This is a genomic window from Nostoc sp. C110, assembly GCF_043099725.1.
Lineage (GTDB): Bacteria > Cyanobacteriota > Cyanobacteriia > Cyanobacteriales > Nostocaceae > Nostoc > Nostoc muscorum_A.
In genome coordinates, this window is the sequence record NZ_CP171148.1 from 6,466,810 (window position 1) to 6,482,425 (window position 15,616).

At 41.7% G+C, this 15,616-nt stretch carries 12 protein-coding genes and 1 pseudogene; 9 read left to right on the forward strand and 4 right to left on the reverse strand.

Features of this window, described 5'->3' with window-relative positions; genetic code table 11:
- Nucleotides 1-362 precede the first annotated feature (362 nt).
- The gene (crtH, locus tag ACFFRD_RS32740) at nt 363-1,853 is read left to right on the forward strand and encodes a carotenoid isomerase (protein WP_392479992.1); all 1,491 of its coding nucleotides are present in this window, start codon (nt 363-365) and stop codon (nt 1,851-1,853) included.
- A 422-nt stretch (nt 1,854-2,275) separates the two neighbouring features.
- Nucleotides 2,276-2,680 (forward strand): hypothetical protein, encoded by a 405-nt coding sequence (locus ACFFRD_RS32745; protein WP_114082889.1) that lies wholly within the window; start codon nt 2,276-2,278, stop codon nt 2,678-2,680.
- Between the two features lie 211 nt (nt 2,681-2,891).
- Here the strand turns inward: ACFFRD_RS32745 and ACFFRD_RS32750 are convergent, their stop codons facing one another.
- Nucleotides 2,892-3,083 (reverse strand): hypothetical protein, encoded by a 192-nt coding sequence (locus ACFFRD_RS32750; protein WP_114082888.1) that lies wholly within the window; start codon nt 3,081-3,083, stop codon nt 2,892-2,894.
- A gap of 1,084 nt (nt 3,084-4,167) precedes the next feature.
- On the opposite strand from ACFFRD_RS32750, the gene ACFFRD_RS32755 reads away from it, so the two are divergent.
- The 4 genes from ACFFRD_RS32755 to ACFFRD_RS32770 all read left to right on the forward strand — a co-directional run bounded on the left by ACFFRD_RS32755 (nt 4,168) and on the right by ACFFRD_RS32770 (nt 8,373).
- Entirely contained in the window at nt 4,168-4,869 is a 702-nt protein-coding gene (locus tag ACFFRD_RS32755; RefSeq protein WP_190962719.1) for a DUF6391 domain-containing protein, read from the forward strand.
- 124 nt (nt 4,870-4,993) lie between these two features.
- Nucleotides 4,994-5,989: a glycosyltransferase gene (locus tag ACFFRD_RS32760; protein WP_392479995.1), complete on the forward strand. Its 996-nt coding sequence runs from the start codon at nt 4,994-4,996 to the stop codon at nt 5,987-5,989.
- 52 nt (nt 5,990-6,041) lie between these two features.
- On the forward strand, nt 6,042-7,136 hold the full coding sequence (gene rfbB / locus ACFFRD_RS32765) for a dTDP-glucose 4,6-dehydratase (RefSeq protein ID WP_392479996.1): 1,095 nt from the start codon (nt 6,042-6,044) through the stop codon (nt 7,134-7,136).
- 43 nt (nt 7,137-7,179) lie between these two features.
- A complete protein-coding gene (locus tag ACFFRD_RS32770; RefSeq protein ID WP_392479999.1) occupies nt 7,180-8,373 on the forward strand; it encodes a serine/threonine protein kinase in 1,194 nt (397 codons plus the stop codon).
- A gap of 139 nt (nt 8,374-8,512) precedes the next feature.
- On the opposite strand, the gene msrA is transcribed toward ACFFRD_RS32770, so the two are convergent.
- Nucleotides 8,513-9,181, reverse strand: a complete 669-nt coding sequence (gene msrA, locus ACFFRD_RS32775; protein ID WP_163930169.1) for a peptide-methionine (S)-S-oxide reductase MsrA — start codon at nt 9,179-9,181, stop codon at nt 8,513-8,515.
- Nucleotides 9,182-9,351: 170 nt separating this feature from the next.
- Here msrA and ACFFRD_RS32780 point away from each other — a divergent pair.
- Nucleotides 9,352-9,780: pseudogene (locus ACFFRD_RS32780) on the forward strand (YidH family protein); the annotation flags it as partial.
- A 262-nt stretch (nt 9,781-10,042) separates the two neighbouring features.
- Here the strand turns inward: ACFFRD_RS32780 and ACFFRD_RS32785 are convergent.
- On the reverse strand, nt 10,043-12,265 hold the full coding sequence (locus ACFFRD_RS32785; protein WP_392480001.1) for a recombinase family protein: 2,223 nt from the start codon (nt 12,263-12,265) through the stop codon (nt 10,043-10,045).
- Between the two features lie 87 nt (nt 12,266-12,352).
- Between ACFFRD_RS32785 and ACFFRD_RS32790 the strand changes: the two genes are divergently transcribed.
- Both ACFFRD_RS32790 and ACFFRD_RS32795 read left to right on the forward strand, forming a co-directional pair.
- Entirely contained in the window at nt 12,353-13,699 is a 1,347-nt protein-coding gene (locus ACFFRD_RS32790; protein ID WP_114082880.1) for a proton extrusion protein PcxA, read from the forward strand.
- A 93-nt stretch (nt 13,700-13,792) separates the two neighbouring features.
- The gene (locus ACFFRD_RS32795; protein WP_392480003.1) at nt 13,793-15,085 is read left to right on the forward strand and encodes a murein transglycosylase A; all 1,293 of its coding nucleotides are present in this window, start codon (nt 13,793-13,795) and stop codon (nt 15,083-15,085) included.
- 105 nt (nt 15,086-15,190) lie between these two features.
- On the opposite strand, the gene ACFFRD_RS32800 is transcribed toward ACFFRD_RS32795, so the two are convergent.
- A complete protein-coding gene (locus tag ACFFRD_RS32800; protein ID WP_114082879.1) occupies nt 15,191-15,424 on the reverse strand; it encodes a DUF3134 domain-containing protein in 234 nt (77 codons plus the stop codon).
- Between the last annotated feature and the right edge of the window lie 192 nt (nt 15,425-15,616).

Sequence of the window (15,616 nt, forward strand, 5' to 3'; positions counted from 1 at the left end):
AAGAACTGAAACACCATAATACTCTTTCCTGCATCCGGCTGACAGCTAAAATTAATACTCTCCAATTTATTGAGAAATTATTTCATTAGTAGTTGACATCTATTCTCAATCAAAGCTATATTATTATCCAGTGTTCTCCTCTCTTTTAAGGATCGGCAGACGGGATTAGCCAGCAGTAGCAGGCTCGTCCCTCTTTTTTTGATTTGTCATTTGTCATTAGTCCTTGGTCATTAGTCATTAGTTAAATTAAATATTCATTGACTCTAGACAAAGGACAAATACTTCTCTACGAGAGGCTACGCGTTAGCGGAGCTTTCGCTTTAGCGATACGCTCAGTACAAATGACAAAGGACAAAGGACAAATGACAAATGACGCAATCGTGATTGGGTCTGGTATTGGTGGGTTAGTAACAGCGACCCAACTAGCCGCTAAGGGGGCGAAAGTATTGGTGCTGGAACGTTATTTGATTCCAGGCGGTAGCGCAGGTTATTTTGAACGCCAAGGCTATCGATTTGATGTTGGCGCATCGATGATTTTTGGGTTGGGACAAAACGGCACTACAAACTTACTCACCCGCGCTTTGGCAGCTGTGAATGTTAGCCAAGATGCGATCGCAGATCCAGTGCAGATTCACTATCATCTACCCCAAGGCTTAGACCTGAAGGTTGACCGGGTTTATGAAAAATTTTTGCAAAATCTTATTGCTCATTTTCCCCATGAAGAAAAAGGGATTCGTCGCTTTTATGACGAATGCCAAAAAGTATTCAAGTGTCTCAACAGCATGGATTTACTGTCGTTGGAAGAACCTCGGTATTTACTGCGGGTATTTTTCCAGCATCCTTTGGCGTGTCTCGGTTTAGTTAAGTATCTACCCCAAAATGCTGGGGATTTTGCCAGACGCTACATCAAAGATCCTAAACTACTAAAATTTATCGATATGGAATGTTATTGTTGGTCGGTGGTTCCGTCAGACATGACACCAATGATTAATGCTGGGATGGTCTTTTCTGACAGGCATTATGGCGGAGTTAACTATCCTAAAGGCGGAGTAGGACAAATTGCTCAAAAACTGGTGGAAGGTCTAGAGAAAGCTGGGGGTAAGATTCAGTACCAAGCTAGAGTCACGAAAATCCTCACAGAAAAGGGAAAAGCGGTAGGTGTGCAACTCGCGAATGGTAAAGTATATCGGGGTAAACGCATAGTTTCTAATGCCACACGCTGGGATACGTTTGAGCAACTACTACCAGCAGAAGAAATACCGCTTAATGAGAAAAAATGGCAGCAAAATTATCAAAAATCTCCCAGCTTCTTGAGTTTACATATAGGGGTAAAAGAGTCAGTTTTACCTGCGGGGACAGAGTGCCACCATATTTTGCTGGAAGGTTGGGAAAAAATGACAGCAGTGGAAGGGACAATTTTTGTTTCGATTCCCACATTGCTTGATCCAGATTTAGCGCCAAGTGGATATCACATCATTCATGCCTTCACGCCTCACTGGATTGATGATTGGCAAGAACTTTCTCCAAGCGAGTACGAAGCGAAGAAAGAAGAGGCGGCTGGGCGAATTATTGACCGCCTAGAGAAGATTTTTCCTGGCTTAGATGCTGGATTGGATTATCTAGAGGTAGGCACACCCCGCACCCATCGCCGCTTTTTGGGTCGTCAGGATGGCACTTATGGGCCAATTCCCAGGCGTAAGTTGCGGGGGTTATTGAAGATGCCCTTTAATCGCACAGCCATTTCAGGACTTTATTGTGTTGGGGATAGTACCTTTCCTGGTCAGGGATTGAATGCAGTAGCTTTTTCTGGGTTTGCTTGCGCCCACCGGATTGCTGTAGATTTAGGATTTTAATGCGATCGCACCACCTGACTACTCAACTAAGAAAATTAAATATTAACCCAGATGAGTTAGTTTAATTATTTTGCTACCTACCTTTAGATAGATAGGGTAAACCCTATACGGCTGCTCGTCAAAAATCGCTTGCTAGTAATGAAAAATAAAACTTTGATATCCGAAAAATCTAAGATGCATCTTTGATTTATTTTGTCAATATGTAATCTCTAGTATCAGCGAATAAATTAGTAAGGACTTCTCAGGGCTTAATATATATTCATGCTTTCAGTAGATGCCGTTATGACTTGATAAATGCGACTATGTATATGTTCTCGAACAATAAATAGTTGCTTTGTGGTTAAGATAAAAAATCAAATTTTATCTGACTATAGTAACTTTGGTTTTTAGCCAATTGTTTGATGTTTTGAGAAGGTAACACAATGAATAAAATCCTAAAACGCACACTTCTACCCAGCCTCATGGCTGCAAGTTTAGCTGGTGTAACTTTGGTTCCTGCTAAACCGGCTGCTGCTGATGACCAAGTACTACGAGATGCAGGTATTGGGGCTGTTACCAATGTCGTCACCGGAGCCGTTAGGGGAAATGGTAGTGTATTAGGCAATGCTGTCAAAGGTGGTGTGACTGGTGCAGCTGTCAATGGTGCAAATGGTCTAAGAAACACTCGCAATCGCCATCACCGGAATATTGGTCAAGATGTTGGAGTCGGTGCAGGTGCTAGCGCAGTGACTGGCGTAGTTACTGGCGATAGCAGAGATACCCTTGGGAATGCTGTTGATGGTGCAGCTGTAGGTGCAGCAATCCATCTACTGACCAATGGCAAATAATTCGTAAATTCATCAGCGAAAATACTTCCCAATTGTTAACAGGTTTCACTTGTAAACACTACGAATTTATTCCTCCCCTAATTCTTCTCCTTTAAGGATGATCAAAGACAACCCCCTTTCCCTAGTAGGGAAAGGGGGTTGGTGGGTTAGATTGATATTTGGGATATACGCCACCGTCACATTTAGATGACGTTAGACTTAATACTAAACTCTAGCCCTTCAACGCTTTTCTAAAGTTTCGACGATAGGATTGATTCGTAATAAACAAAGCTGGCCATAGCAAGGATAAACCAATGCGATTGCTCAAAGTTTGATTAAAATTAGTCCGTCCAAATCCATTCCAAAACTTCCAAACGCCACCTCCGTAAACCCCTATCAAGCCAATAACAATTAAAGTACCCATTCCTATCAACTCCGTTAGTAACTGACAGAATTTAAGTTAAGTTTTACCACACTAGGTAAGCACTTCATCAGCAACGCCGAGAAGGTATGACAAAACTCCCCAGTTTTTTACATCTAAGTCAGTTAAACACACCTTCTCTGATTCCAGTGTAGAATAGCCCCATGCCTTGCAGCTAGTTGGAAGCTTATGTCTTGCACTTCGTTAGAACCTTTGAGCTAAATGCACAAAGTCGTATTTGTGGCTAAAAGCTTGCTGTAGTGATAAAAAAGTATAAATTATAATGCTAAAAATTAAGCTTAGACAACACAAAAACCTCATCTAATTTTAGATGTTGTGGGAGCGATCGCTCCCACAAACCCATATAAACCTTATCTATGTTGAAACCTAGAGTTTTTTAAAAGATATCTTTATGTAGTAGTGCGGCAAGCCTAAAATATTGGGTTCAAACAATCTAGAAAATCCAACAACAAAAAAATATTCTCTGATGACTCAACCCAACAAATTAAGCTTGCCGCGCTACTAGGTTGGGTGGAGTGAAAGGCAACCAAACATTACCAGCTTATTTATGTTGGGTTACGCTATCGCTGCACCCAACCTTGTATCTTAGAAACAGTAGTAGACCGTCCCAACCTTGGTCAAATAAGACCGCTTTTAGCGCAGCGTTCCTCAGTTGCGCTAACGTTCACCGTCCCAGTTTTTTGTTAACGATCGCTTGACTTTTAAGACAGTCGCTACAAAACTACGGTTCTCAAGGTAGACGAGGTTTATAACAAAGAATTCCTTTCCACATTCAGCAGAACAGATGTAGGACTGGAGAAGAAGCGAGGGAGCAGGGAGCAAGGGAGCAGGGGGACAAGGGGACAAGGGGACAAGAGGTGAGAACTTGAAACAAGTCTTTCCCCTTGTCCCCAATTCTCCTTGTCCCCAAGTCCTCTTGCCCATCCCCAATTCCCAATGCCCAATGCCCCATACTTGATACTCAAACTCAACAATTAACCACAAAAATTAGCAACAATTCAGTGGTGCAAGCGTTACATTTGAGAGAAATCTATATTGCTCCATCGGCTTGGAGAGTGGTGTTCCAATGAATACTTCTGCTTCTTTTCAGGGTGGCTCGTCTCCCTTTGATTTTTTTAACTTTGATCTTAGGGCACCTGTATCTGAGAAAGTTCCGAACCCAGAATACCGTCCCTTAGACTTTCCCCAACCAACACAAGATGCTGACTTACTCAGGCAGCTATCATTTATTCCAGGGTTGAAAGAAATTTTGATGATCCGGCAGGTTCACGCGTTAGAACACGCTACTGTTTGGGTTCTTAGTGATTCACAAAGTGGCCAACCTGCTAAAGGAAAAGCTACTAACGTTCAACCAGATAACGAACTATTAGGCGGTTTGTCTACTGAGCATGGATTTTACCTTTATGGTGAAGTAAATATTAGTGATTTGCGCCGTGCGGTAGCACTTGCTCGACATCGCCTCACCAATGGAGAATGGGATTTAGCTGTACATCCCCGTTGCGGCACAAATTTATCGGTAGCAATGCTCTTAACAGCTGGACTAGCTGTTGGTGTACATCTGTTACTACCATTTCGACCAATCGAGCAACTTATAGGTTTGGGGCTAGCAGCGACGACAGCAGCTGAACTCGCACCTGATTTAGGTTTTATGGCGCAGCGTTACTTAACAACTGCCATTCCTTTTAATCTAGCAATTGAAAATATTACCCGTACACGCGACGTTTGGGGACGTGATGCACATTTTGTTAAAGTGGGTTGGCAAGAATGAGAGGGAGCAGGGGAGCAGGGGACAAGGGGACAAGAGGTGAGAACTTGAAACAAGTCTTTCCCCTTGTCCCCAATTCTCCTTGTCCCCAAGTCCTCTTCCCAATTCCCAATTCCCTAATAAAATTATGAGAAAACTTTACTTCTTACTCCCCGGTACAGATGGCAAATTTGCTTGTGGTGGTCTTTGGGCTGAGTTAAAAGCACTTAATCTGGCTCAGAATTTCTGTAGTGCTGAGGTTGTAACTTACCGTCAGCGAGAAAAAGATAAGCTTTTTATTGATGATTTACTAAAAGAGAAAAATTTAAGTGATGTAATTTTTGTCATTAGTTGGGGATTTGATATAGCTCAACTCGTGGCTAAACTTAAGCAATACAATGTGGTTTACCATGCACATAGTCCAGGTTATCCATTTAGACTACCTGCGAGTATTCCGATTGTAACTGTTAGCCGCTATACAATGGGATATTGGGGAGAAAAATCACCTAATTCTCTGATTTATTATTTACCCAACCAAATTTCTGATGAGTTTCAAAATTTAGGTCTGGAACGGGATATTGATGTTTTAGTCCAGGCTCGAAAATCTTCTGAGTATTTAATTAAAGAATTGATTCCAGCGTTGCAAAAACGTTGTAAAGTATTGGTTGTTGATTCATATATAGAAGATTTACCTGGACTATTTAACCGAGCTAAGGTTTACCTCTATGATTCGGCTGAGTACTGGGCACAACAGGGCGTTAGTGAAGGATTTGGTCTACAACCAATGGAAGCTCTTGCTTGTGGCTGTCAAGTATTTTCTAGTGTTAACGGAGGACTGGCAGATTACTTAGATCCTGGATTTAATTGCTATAAAATTGCTGGATATTCTCAAGAATACGATGTGCAACGTATTCTGAAAGTGATTGATTCTTCAGCAACTTTTAGTTTATCTGAAGATTTTTTCACTGAGCATCGGACTGAAAATATTATTAAGCGTTTCCAAGTTATTCTAGATGAGTTAAATGAGTTTTTTGATCACAAGATCCAACAGCCATCTAATATTAAGAGTTTGACGAGAATACGTATGGCAAAATTACTCGCTCAGAGGGTATATGGGAAGCTGAGGAAGAAATATTTTAAGTAATAGAAACGCACCGCAGAGCCGCACAGATCACACAGAGAAGAGAGGAAATTGAATGAGTCGGCGGTTATTAGTTACTGGGGGTGCGGGGTTTATTGGGGCGAATTTTGTCCATCACTGGTGTCAGGTTTATCCAGATGATCGGGTGGTGGTGTTGGATGCGCTTACATACGCGGGGAATCGTCTGAATTTGGCGGCGGTTGAGGGAAGAGAGAATTTTCGGTTTGTGCAGGGGGATATTTGCGATCGCACCATCATAGACAACCTATTATCAACTGAAAATATAGATACTATCGCCCATTTTGCTGCTGAATCTCATGTTGATCGTTCGATTCTTGGGCCGGCGGCTTTTGTGCAAACTAATGTGGTGGGAACTTTCATGCTGCTGGAAGCTTTTCGCCAATATTGGGAGGCTAAAGCACAGCCATCTGATTATCGTTTCCTACACGTTTCGACTGATGAAGTCTACGGTAGTTTGAGCCCAGATGATGCAGCTTTTTCGGAAACTACACCTTACGCTCCTAATAGTCCCTATTCAGCTTCCAAAGCTGGTAGCGATCACTTAGTGCGTGCTTATTATCATACTTATAAACTTCCTACCATTATCACAAATTGCTCTAATAATTACGGGCCTTATCAATTCCCCGAAAAGCTAATTCCCCTGATGTGTATCAACACTTTAATAGGTAAACCATTACCTGTTTATGGCGATGGTAAAAATGTGCGGGATTGGCTTTATGTGGTCGATCATTGTCGTGCTTTGGATGTGGTAATCAATCATGGTCAACCAGGGGAAACCTACAATATTGGTGGCAACAATGAGGTGGAAAATCTCAACCTGGTGCAGCTTTTGTGTGAAATGATGGATGAATTAGCACCTGATTTACCAATACGTCCAGCAAAGGATTTGATTACTTTTGTCAAGGATAGACAGGGACACGATCGGAGATATGCAATTAATGCGAACAAGATTAAAACTCAGCTTGGTTGGACACCTTCTGTAACAATTGCTGAGGGTTTACGTTTAACTGTTGAATGGTATCTCAACTATCGTGATTGGTGGGAACCTCTGCTGTCTGCGGAATATCAAGCTTACTATCGCAAAAATTATCTCATTCCCACAATTTCTCTAGATAATGACTATCCTTGAATATAAGGGAATCAGATCGGCGTAAACTGCCAGCAGGTGTAAGATGCTGCAACCAGAACAGATATTACAAGATCGTTATCAAATCCAACACCAACTTGGTAACAATGGAATTCGTCAAACTTGGCTTGCAAAGGATTTACTAGCCTCTGATGGCGAAAATTCGACCGTTGTGGTCAAACTTTTAGCCTTTGGCGGTACTATACAGTGGGATGATTTAAAACTTTTTGAGAGGGAAGCACAAATTCTTAAACAGCTAAATCATCCCCGCATTCCTAGATATATAGATTATTTTTGTATCGACGATCGCACTCTCTGGTTTGGCTTAATACAAGAATATATTCCTGGTGAGTCGCTTAAAGAAAAACTTGCTCTTGGCAAAAGGTTTACTGAAAAGCGAGCGAGAAAAATCGCCGGTGAGATTTTAAATATTCTCATGTATTTACATGAGTTAAACCCAGGAGTGTTACATAGAGATATAAAACCGAGTAATTTAATCTGGGGCGAAGATAATCGGATTTATTTAGTTGATTTTGGCGCAGTTCAAGATAAAGCGGCAAGAGAAGGCGTTACTTTCACCGTTGTGGGTACTTATGGTTATGCCCCAATGGAACAATTTGGTGGTCGAGCAGTTCCAGCTTCCGACCTCTATGCACTAGGTGCGACTCTGATTCATTTGCTCACTGGGATTTCCCCCTCTGATTTACCTCAGCAGGATTTGCGACTGCAATTTGCAGACCGAGTTAATCTCAGTCCTAGTTTTGCCAGTTGGCTACAAAAGTTAATAGAACCCGCTCCCGAACAACGATTTACTGATGCTCGCCAAGCGCTGAATGCTCTCAAATCTGGTCTGGCTGTGAAATCTGCAAACAGAAGTCAGCTTTTACCGTTAAGAGAAATAATTAACAATTCTGGATGCGGCATAAGTAATCAAAATGAAACAGTCCCAGAGGAAATTCTCGGTTGGAACTGGGGCGCATTTCTCATGCCTTGGTTGTGGATGTGGCCGAATCAGGTATGGTATGGGCTATTCTGTTTTGTACCACATGGTTGGTGGTTAATGGCGATCGCACTCGGTGCTAAAGGCAATGAATGGGCTTGGAAAAGTAGACAGTGGCGCAGTATTGAACAATTCAAAGCCCATCAAAGAGGCTGGGCGATCGCTGGTATTCTAATTGGAGCGCCTATTAGTATTATGCTGTGGGTTCGAGCGATCGCTTTGCTCAAAGCTGCATTTTAGTTGGGAATTGGGAATTGAGAATTGGGCATGGGTAAGAGGACTTGGGGACAAGGGGAAAGACTTGTTTCAAATTCTCACCTCCTGTCCCCTTGTCCCCTTGTCTCCCCTGCCCCCCTGCTCCCTTCCCCTCCGCTTCTTTCTAACCGCTCACTTGCGATTCAACTACACCCACGGGACAAGAAACATTTGTCCCTCCTAAACCACAATACCCATTAGGATTTTTAGCCAGGTATTGCTGATGGTAAGCTTCTGCGTAATAGAATTCCGGTGCATCTAAGATTTCTGTAGTAATCTTGCCATAACCTGCATCGTTGAGAGCTTGCTGATAAGCTTCTCGTGATGCTTCTGCTAGCTGCTTTTGGCTTTCAGAATATACATAAATTCCCGAACGGTATTGAGTGCCAGCATCATTACCTTGGCGCATCCCTTGGGTAGGATTGTGGCTTTCCCAAAAGACTTTGAGCAGTTCAGAATAACTAATTACTTTGGGATCAAACACCACCAGCACCACTTCATTGTGACCGGTTCGCCCACTACATACTTCTTCATAAGTGGGGTTGGGTGTAAATCCAGCAGCGTAACCCACTGCGGTGGTGTAAACTCCTTTAAGTTGCCAGAATTTGCGTTCTGCACCCCAAAAACAGCCCAAGCCAAAGATTGCCTTCTCTAATCCATCGGGATAAGGAGCTTTTAAAGGATTATTGTTGACATAATGAGCAGCAGGTACTGACATAGACTGCGCCCTTCCTGACAAAGCTTCTTCTGGTGTGGGCATAACTTGCTTTTTGCCAAATCCGAATAGTGCCATTGATTTTGACTCTGATATATATCTTTACCTTATTTACTATTGTAAAGATTCTTGCGATCGCTTGGGGTTTTCTCTTAGCCCTAACCAGCTTGTGTTGAACTTGTGGCGCTAGTTCATGCTATTCATCAATATGAATACTTTTCAAGAGTAAGTAGTCGTCAGAAGTACTCATGGATAAAATACCAAAAATTGATCGTCAAAGGGAGCATCAAGCGAACGAACGTACTTTTCTAGCTTGGCTACGTACTTCTATTTCATTGATTGGTTTTGGTTTTGCTATTGCGCGATTTGGTATATTTCTGCAACAGCTGAATATTGCTATTACTCAACAAGAAACTCCGGTAAATCCATTATCCAACTCGGAAAATTTGGGTGTTGCTTTGGTAGTTTTTGGAATTTTGGCTGTTGCATTAGCCGCATGGCGATACAACCAAGTTTTCTGGCAAATTGAACGAGCAGATTATAAACCAAATAGGATCATCGTTTGGATAATGACTGGAGTAGTAATTGTTTTAGGACTTCTCAGTATTCCTTTGCTCTTAAGGCGTGATAAAGTCCTTCCTCGCTCTCCTTTTCCGACTCAACCACAGTCACGTCGCTTTGCTCCGAATTCAAAATTCAAAATTCAAAATTCAAAATTAATTATCCCCATTCATAAATTTAGAGGCTTGTATCCTTTTATTTATCGATACAGAAAATTCTAGGATGTTCAAATTGCTTCCCCTGCCACAAACTTTTTTGCTTGAGACTAGAAAACGAAACTCAACCTGATTGCTGTTTAGTTGATTTTACCCCAAAATATTTTAGGGAGTTTGGCTAACAGAAATAAATATTTTTGTTTGATTAAGATCCCTGACTTTTTTAAGAAGTCGGGGATTTTAGCTTCTCGTTAGTCTCAGAAATAACGGTTACACAAGCATTTACCAAAGGTAATAACGGCCCTAATTGTTCTTGTCCATTTACGGCTAAATCGCTGTGACACAAATAAACTCTCTCGGATACGCGAGATAGTAAATCTGTCAAAATCCTTTGCAGTCGTTCTTCTTCTGCCAATTTCTCATCTTCTGCTGTCCAAGGTTCGCCTAACCTGTCTTGCAAAAAAAACGGCGCACCAAATAACGTCGCTGCGCCACCTTTGGCCCAAAGAGGTGAACCAGCATCCAGCCAAAAATGCCAACGGTGCGATCGCCTGCTAGACCGATATTGAAATATAGTTGCTAAGGTGACGGCCTTTCTCGCTCCACCAATAGGGCGCACAGGGTAAGGGTTGGCGGTGATTGTACCACGTCGCAGTAATTGAATGAATTCGATAATAGTTGTGTGAGGCGTTGTCTCAACTGGGGCGATTTGTCGTAACCTGGTGTCAATTTCCCAGTAGTGTTGGGCGGTTTCTAATAATTCGCGCAATGCTGCTAGTTGTTCGTAGGGGAGATTGCTACCATTCCACAAAAAACGCTGAATTGCTCTGTCTAATAGGGAAATGGGACTAGGAATTAAACGCAGTTCTTGTTGCGATCGCTGCTGTTCTAACCACTCCAATATCTCATTATAGGCTGTAGTAGCCGCATAGCCAATTCTATCCCAGCGCTCGAAGGCTGACACTGGTAGCAAGTTGGGGCGATCGGGATGGGGTACAAAGCAGTAATCTGCTATCAAACCAGCGCGTACCGGATCAATGTGAGTGTTGAGTTGTGAGTGCTGAGTGCTAAGTGAGGAGTGAGGAGTGAGGAGTGAGGAGTTTTCTGGTAGTTGTTGCTTTCGGCTTAAGACAACTAGCATTTCTGCCACGGCATCCCGATCCACGAGGCGGCCCAAGCCGGGATAAACTAGTGCCAGCATGGTGAGTAAGGCGCGAATGACGGGTGAACTGATTAGGGGACGTTGGTCATTGAGCGATTCTACTTGGATGTTTTGCTTAACAAGTATTTCTACTAGAGTATAACGAGCGATCGCATCTAAACCTGGTGCAATAATCGCTACTTCTTCTGCTTGTACTTGCTGCGATTGGATAGCATCAGCAATTACCTCTGCTGTTTGTCGCAATAGTTGAGCGCGGGAGGTAGTTTGAATAGAATGCACAATCTCAGGTAAACTCACCAACACCATTGGTTCTGTGACTAATTCCACCATCTGTTTAGCTTGTTCTCCCAGAGACTCTGGAGGCGGCTCGCTTAAGATTTCTACCCGACAACGCTTTGCTAACCCTTCTAGATATTTGGGATCTGCTCCTAATCCCAATCGCACTGCACCGTCGGGATTGTAGCTAAACGCGCCAATTGCGCCTCGATCTAATAGCAATTCAAACAAAAGACGCGCTACGCTAGGATAATCGTCAACATCATCTGCCAATACTGCTTGATAGCGTTTAGTTAGGTGCTGTTGGTAGTTGCGATCGCTTAATAAATATTGACTATAGAGTTCGGTAATAATGCCATAAGTTAGTAACCCCCTCTCTAAACACCAGTTACGCCAATCAATGAGCAAAGATGCCAAAAATTCCGGCTCTAAAGTTGTAGTATTTTCCCCCAGACCCCTTGTCAAAATCTGGGCAATATCTTCGCAATGTACACCACTGTAAGCAGCTAATTGCAATAAGTCTAAAATGCGACGCACCAAGCGCGACTCATTCACTCCCGCAACTCGTAAAATTTCTTCGTCTAATTGGGAACGCCAAAGTTTGGTTGCTAACTCTTGTTCCGTTTCTGGCCGCAATCTTACTGGAAACTGGGCCTTCAGGTTCAATGAGTTAATTAGCAACGGCCAAAATAAAATAACTTCATCCTGGAAAAAGCCTAGCGGTGTCTTGGCACGTACCGGATATTTCCCTAATGTGGATGTAACAATGATATCGCCCAACTCTCGGCGATTATCATCATTTGCAGCTAAGACTAAGACTCCTGGCTCTGTTTGTTTAAGATATAAAAATTCAGGTATACGTTCGCCTTTTTTACGTGCTTCCTTATTAGTATAAAATAATTCGGTATGCTGCTTCTCAGGTTGTACCCAACTACAAAATTGCTCTACCAAACGAGCCGTCTTCCCAGTGCGACTAGTGCCAACAATCCAAACCGAATGAGAAACCACAAACTTTCTCCTTGTAGATTTGCTAATATACCTCGTGGGTTAACTTAAGGTTAAGAATCACCAAATAATGCTGGATGATTGTTTCCAATGAAAAATTCTGTTTTTAGCCAAAAAATCTATTCTTTTTTACTTGCTGCTTATCGATGGTACTTACAGACTCCTGAACGTTCTTTACATGAAGCTTACGATGCAGCATTAAAGATTAAGGAAATAGAAGATAAGCATTTCAGTGGTAATAAAATAGACATTGGTTCAGCCACGTATAGTAACAGCGTGATGGATTATTTTGAGTCAGACCTCAACAAGCTTTTAAAAATTGCTAAGATGCGGCTGACAGAGTTTAGAGCAAGTCGTTGGTTTCTAAATGAAGAGAATCAAAAAGCTGCTCAGAAAGCAGGTATAGAACATCCCAGTCCTTCTTTGGTTTTGGAAAAGCTAAACTTTATCGATCAAGTTATATCTAAATACACCATAAGTTCCGATCAAATAACTTCTAATGCTTTAGCAGTCAAACCTCCAAATCTACCAATTAACTCTGCCATATCTGATGATAAATTGCTGCCCGTCAATACTCCAACGTTACCACCCAAAATACCAACTCAAGACTCGGATAAAAAACAAAAACCCAAGGGTAAAGTAGATACCACAGGGGTTCTACCCCGTTCTATTTTAAGTACTATCACTCGTCTGCAAGTTGAATTAGATCCTAATTCTGAAAAAGAAGTAATTCAGAATTTTCGTCAAACTCAAAGAAGAACAATAATATCTATCAGGTTTATTTTACTATTAATTATCATACCACTTTTGACGCATCAGATAGCAAAAGCTTTTGTCGTTGGGCCATCTGTTGAGCATTTTAGAAGTAGCGATCAGATGCAGATATTTATCAACTCAGAAATGGAAGAGGAAGCTCTTGAAAAATTAGAAAGATTTGAAGAAAAGCTCAAGTTTGAAAATCTCATTATAAATGCTCCTCCACTTTCGCCTGAACAGATGGAAGCTAAAATGACAGACAAGGCTGTAGAGCTTGCTGAAGAATTTCGTCACGAAAGCTCTAATGCGATCAAAAATGTGTTTGCAGATATGTTCTCGGTTGGTGCTTTTATCTGGCTTTTGCTTGTTAGCAAGTCTTCTATTGCTGTAGTTAAAGATTTCTTTGATAATATTGTCTATGGACTTAGTGATAGTGCCAAGGCATTTATCATCATTTTGTTTACTGATATATTTGTAGGTTTCCACTCTCCTCATGGCTGGGAAGTACTCCTAGAAGGTGTATCACGTCATTGGGGATTACCAGCAAATCGAGATTTTATTTTCTTATTTATTGCTACATTCCCAGTGATTTTAGATACCATTTTCAAATATTGGATATTCCGATATTTGAACCGGATATCGCCTTCGGCAGTTGCGACTTATCGTAATATGAATGAATAAGGTATTGGTAATTGGGAATTGGGAATTGGGAACTAAATTATTTGGTTTTTGAATTTGAGCGAAGTGGGATAATCTCAAAAATTTTGAATTTTGATGAAAAAGACACTTGCTGAGTTAGGAAAGTTTAACAAATATATCGCTATCAGCTTACCTGTGTTTTTGTCAATTTTCCTGGTGCGGATGGAATTTTTGGCGCATCAGGAACTCAGTCCGCCAGAATGTCGGTTGAAAAAGTGGGATATACCAGTTTCCTTGACTGGTGAAAACCAAAATGGACTTCCACAAAAGCAAAAAGCACCATTAATCCAAAGGCTACCAGTTACTTGTTGTCAAGGTGATACATCTTGCTTGGATGAACTTCTCTATGGAGAAATACCAGACAAAAAGGCGCTATTGAGTGCGATCGCTCGGAGTCTCCAATACTTGCAAACGGCTAACGCTGCGACTGCTTATCAGAACTACCAGGTAGCTGGAATTACACGCGATCGCGTCTTCAAAAGCTTGAAAAGATTCCGCGAACTCGTCTTGACAACTAATTCTGCAACAGAATTACATCAAGCCATCGAGCGAGAATTTGTTCTTTACCAGTCAGTCGGTAAAGATAACCAAGGTTCTGTTTTATTCACCGCCTATTATGAACCGATTTACGCCGCCAGTCGCGTCCCCACACCAGAATATCGCTATCCTGTTTATCGATTACCTCCTGATTTCAACTCCTGGCCTAAGCCGCATCCGACACGAGAGGAGTTAGAAGGAGCAGATGGTTTACAAGGCGCAAAAGGGAAATTACGAGGATTAGAGTTGTTTTGGTTTCGCGATCGCCTCGAACCCTATTTAGCTCAAATTCAAGGTTCAGCGCGACTTCAGCTTCCCGATGGGACTCAGACAACAATCGGCTATGCTGGGAATAACGCTTATAATTACAAAAGCATTGGGCGAGAATTAGCGAATGATGGCAAATTACCGCTAAAAGGGATGACTATGCCAATTATTCTCGACTATTTTCAAAAGCATCCCCAAGAATTAAATATTTATATTCCGCGCGATCGCAGTTTTGTTTTTTTTCAAGAAAATCACGGTGAACCAGCTCAAGGTTCGATCAACGTACCCCTAACAGCAGAGCGTTCCATCGCTACAGATAAATCTCTCATGCCTCCTGGTGCTTTAGCGTTGATTCGCGCTTCTATTCCTTTCGCTAATCCTACCGGAAAACTGGAGGAGCGTATCATTAGCCGCTATGTTCTTGACCAAGATACTGGTGGCGCAATTAAAGGTGCAGGTAGGGTAGATTATTTTTTAGGTACTGGGAAATTAGCAGGCGATCGCGCAGGTGTGACAGTCAGTAATGGACAATTATTTTATTTACTACTCAAGTCCAAGAATTAAACCCACTCGCATTTTCATACTAAGAATCCCGACTTCTCTAAAAAAAGCCGGGATTCTTAGCCTTTCGGCATTAATGAAACGCTTGGGGTAATTACGAATTACGAATTACGCTTCTATATCCATATCACCATCATCATCGTCATGATCGTAAGGGATATCATCAAGGTCGATCATTTCTGAAATTTCTTCTACTTCATTTAGATACTCAGATTCTTGATGTTCACGCTCAATTAGACGACCAGTTGACTTTAGCCATTCCAAAAGAATAAATTCATTACTTGTACGAATTACAGGCGCTCGTTGGTTACGAGGTTCTTCACGCAAAGGACTGATAGGCATAAAAAAGACTCACTTTGAATTATGGATCGCTGTACAAAAACAAAAAAATTGTACATTTAAGGTTAAAAGGCTCGTTAGGCAAGACTTTTATGAACAAATAAAATATGAACTATTGAGTTTTTTATTCTCTTGTCCGTCTACTTACTTACCATTAAAATGTCTTTGCGTCCGCCTTAATCATAAATCTTAAAG

Coding starts and splice junctions, on each gene's coding strand:
- crtH (WP_392479992.1), top strand. CDS start 363: ATGACAAATGACGCAATCGTGATTGGGTCTGGTATTGGTGGGTTAGTA.
- ACFFRD_RS32745 (WP_114082889.1), top strand. CDS start 2,276: ATGAATAAAATCCTAAAACGCACACTTCTACCCAGCCTCATGGCTGCA.
- ACFFRD_RS32750 (WP_114082888.1), bottom strand. CDS start 3,083: ATGGGTACTTTAATTGTTATTGGCTTGATAGGGGTTTACGGAGGTGGC.
- ACFFRD_RS32755 (WP_190962719.1), top strand. CDS start 4,168: ATGAATACTTCTGCTTCTTTTCAGGGTGGCTCGTCTCCCTTTGATTTT.
- ACFFRD_RS32760 (WP_392479995.1), top strand. CDS start 4,994: ATGAGAAAACTTTACTTCTTACTCCCCGGTACAGATGGCAAATTTGCT.
- rfbB (WP_392479996.1), top strand. CDS start 6,042: ATGAGTCGGCGGTTATTAGTTACTGGGGGTGCGGGGTTTATTGGGGCG.
- ACFFRD_RS32770 (WP_392479999.1), top strand. CDS start 7,180: ATGCTGCAACCAGAACAGATATTACAAGATCGTTATCAAATCCAACAC.
- msrA (WP_163930169.1), bottom strand. CDS start 9,181: ATGGCACTATTCGGATTTGGCAAAAAGCAAGTTATGCCCACACCAGAA.
- ACFFRD_RS32790 (WP_114082880.1), top strand. CDS start 12,353: ATGAAAAATTCTGTTTTTAGCCAAAAAATCTATTCTTTTTTACTTGCT.
- ACFFRD_RS32795 (WP_392480003.1), top strand. CDS start 13,793: ATGAAAAAGACACTTGCTGAGTTAGGAAAGTTTAACAAATATATCGCT.
- ACFFRD_RS32800 (WP_114082879.1), bottom strand. CDS start 15,424: ATGCCTATCAGTCCTTTGCGTGAAGAACCTCGTAACCAACGAGCGCCT.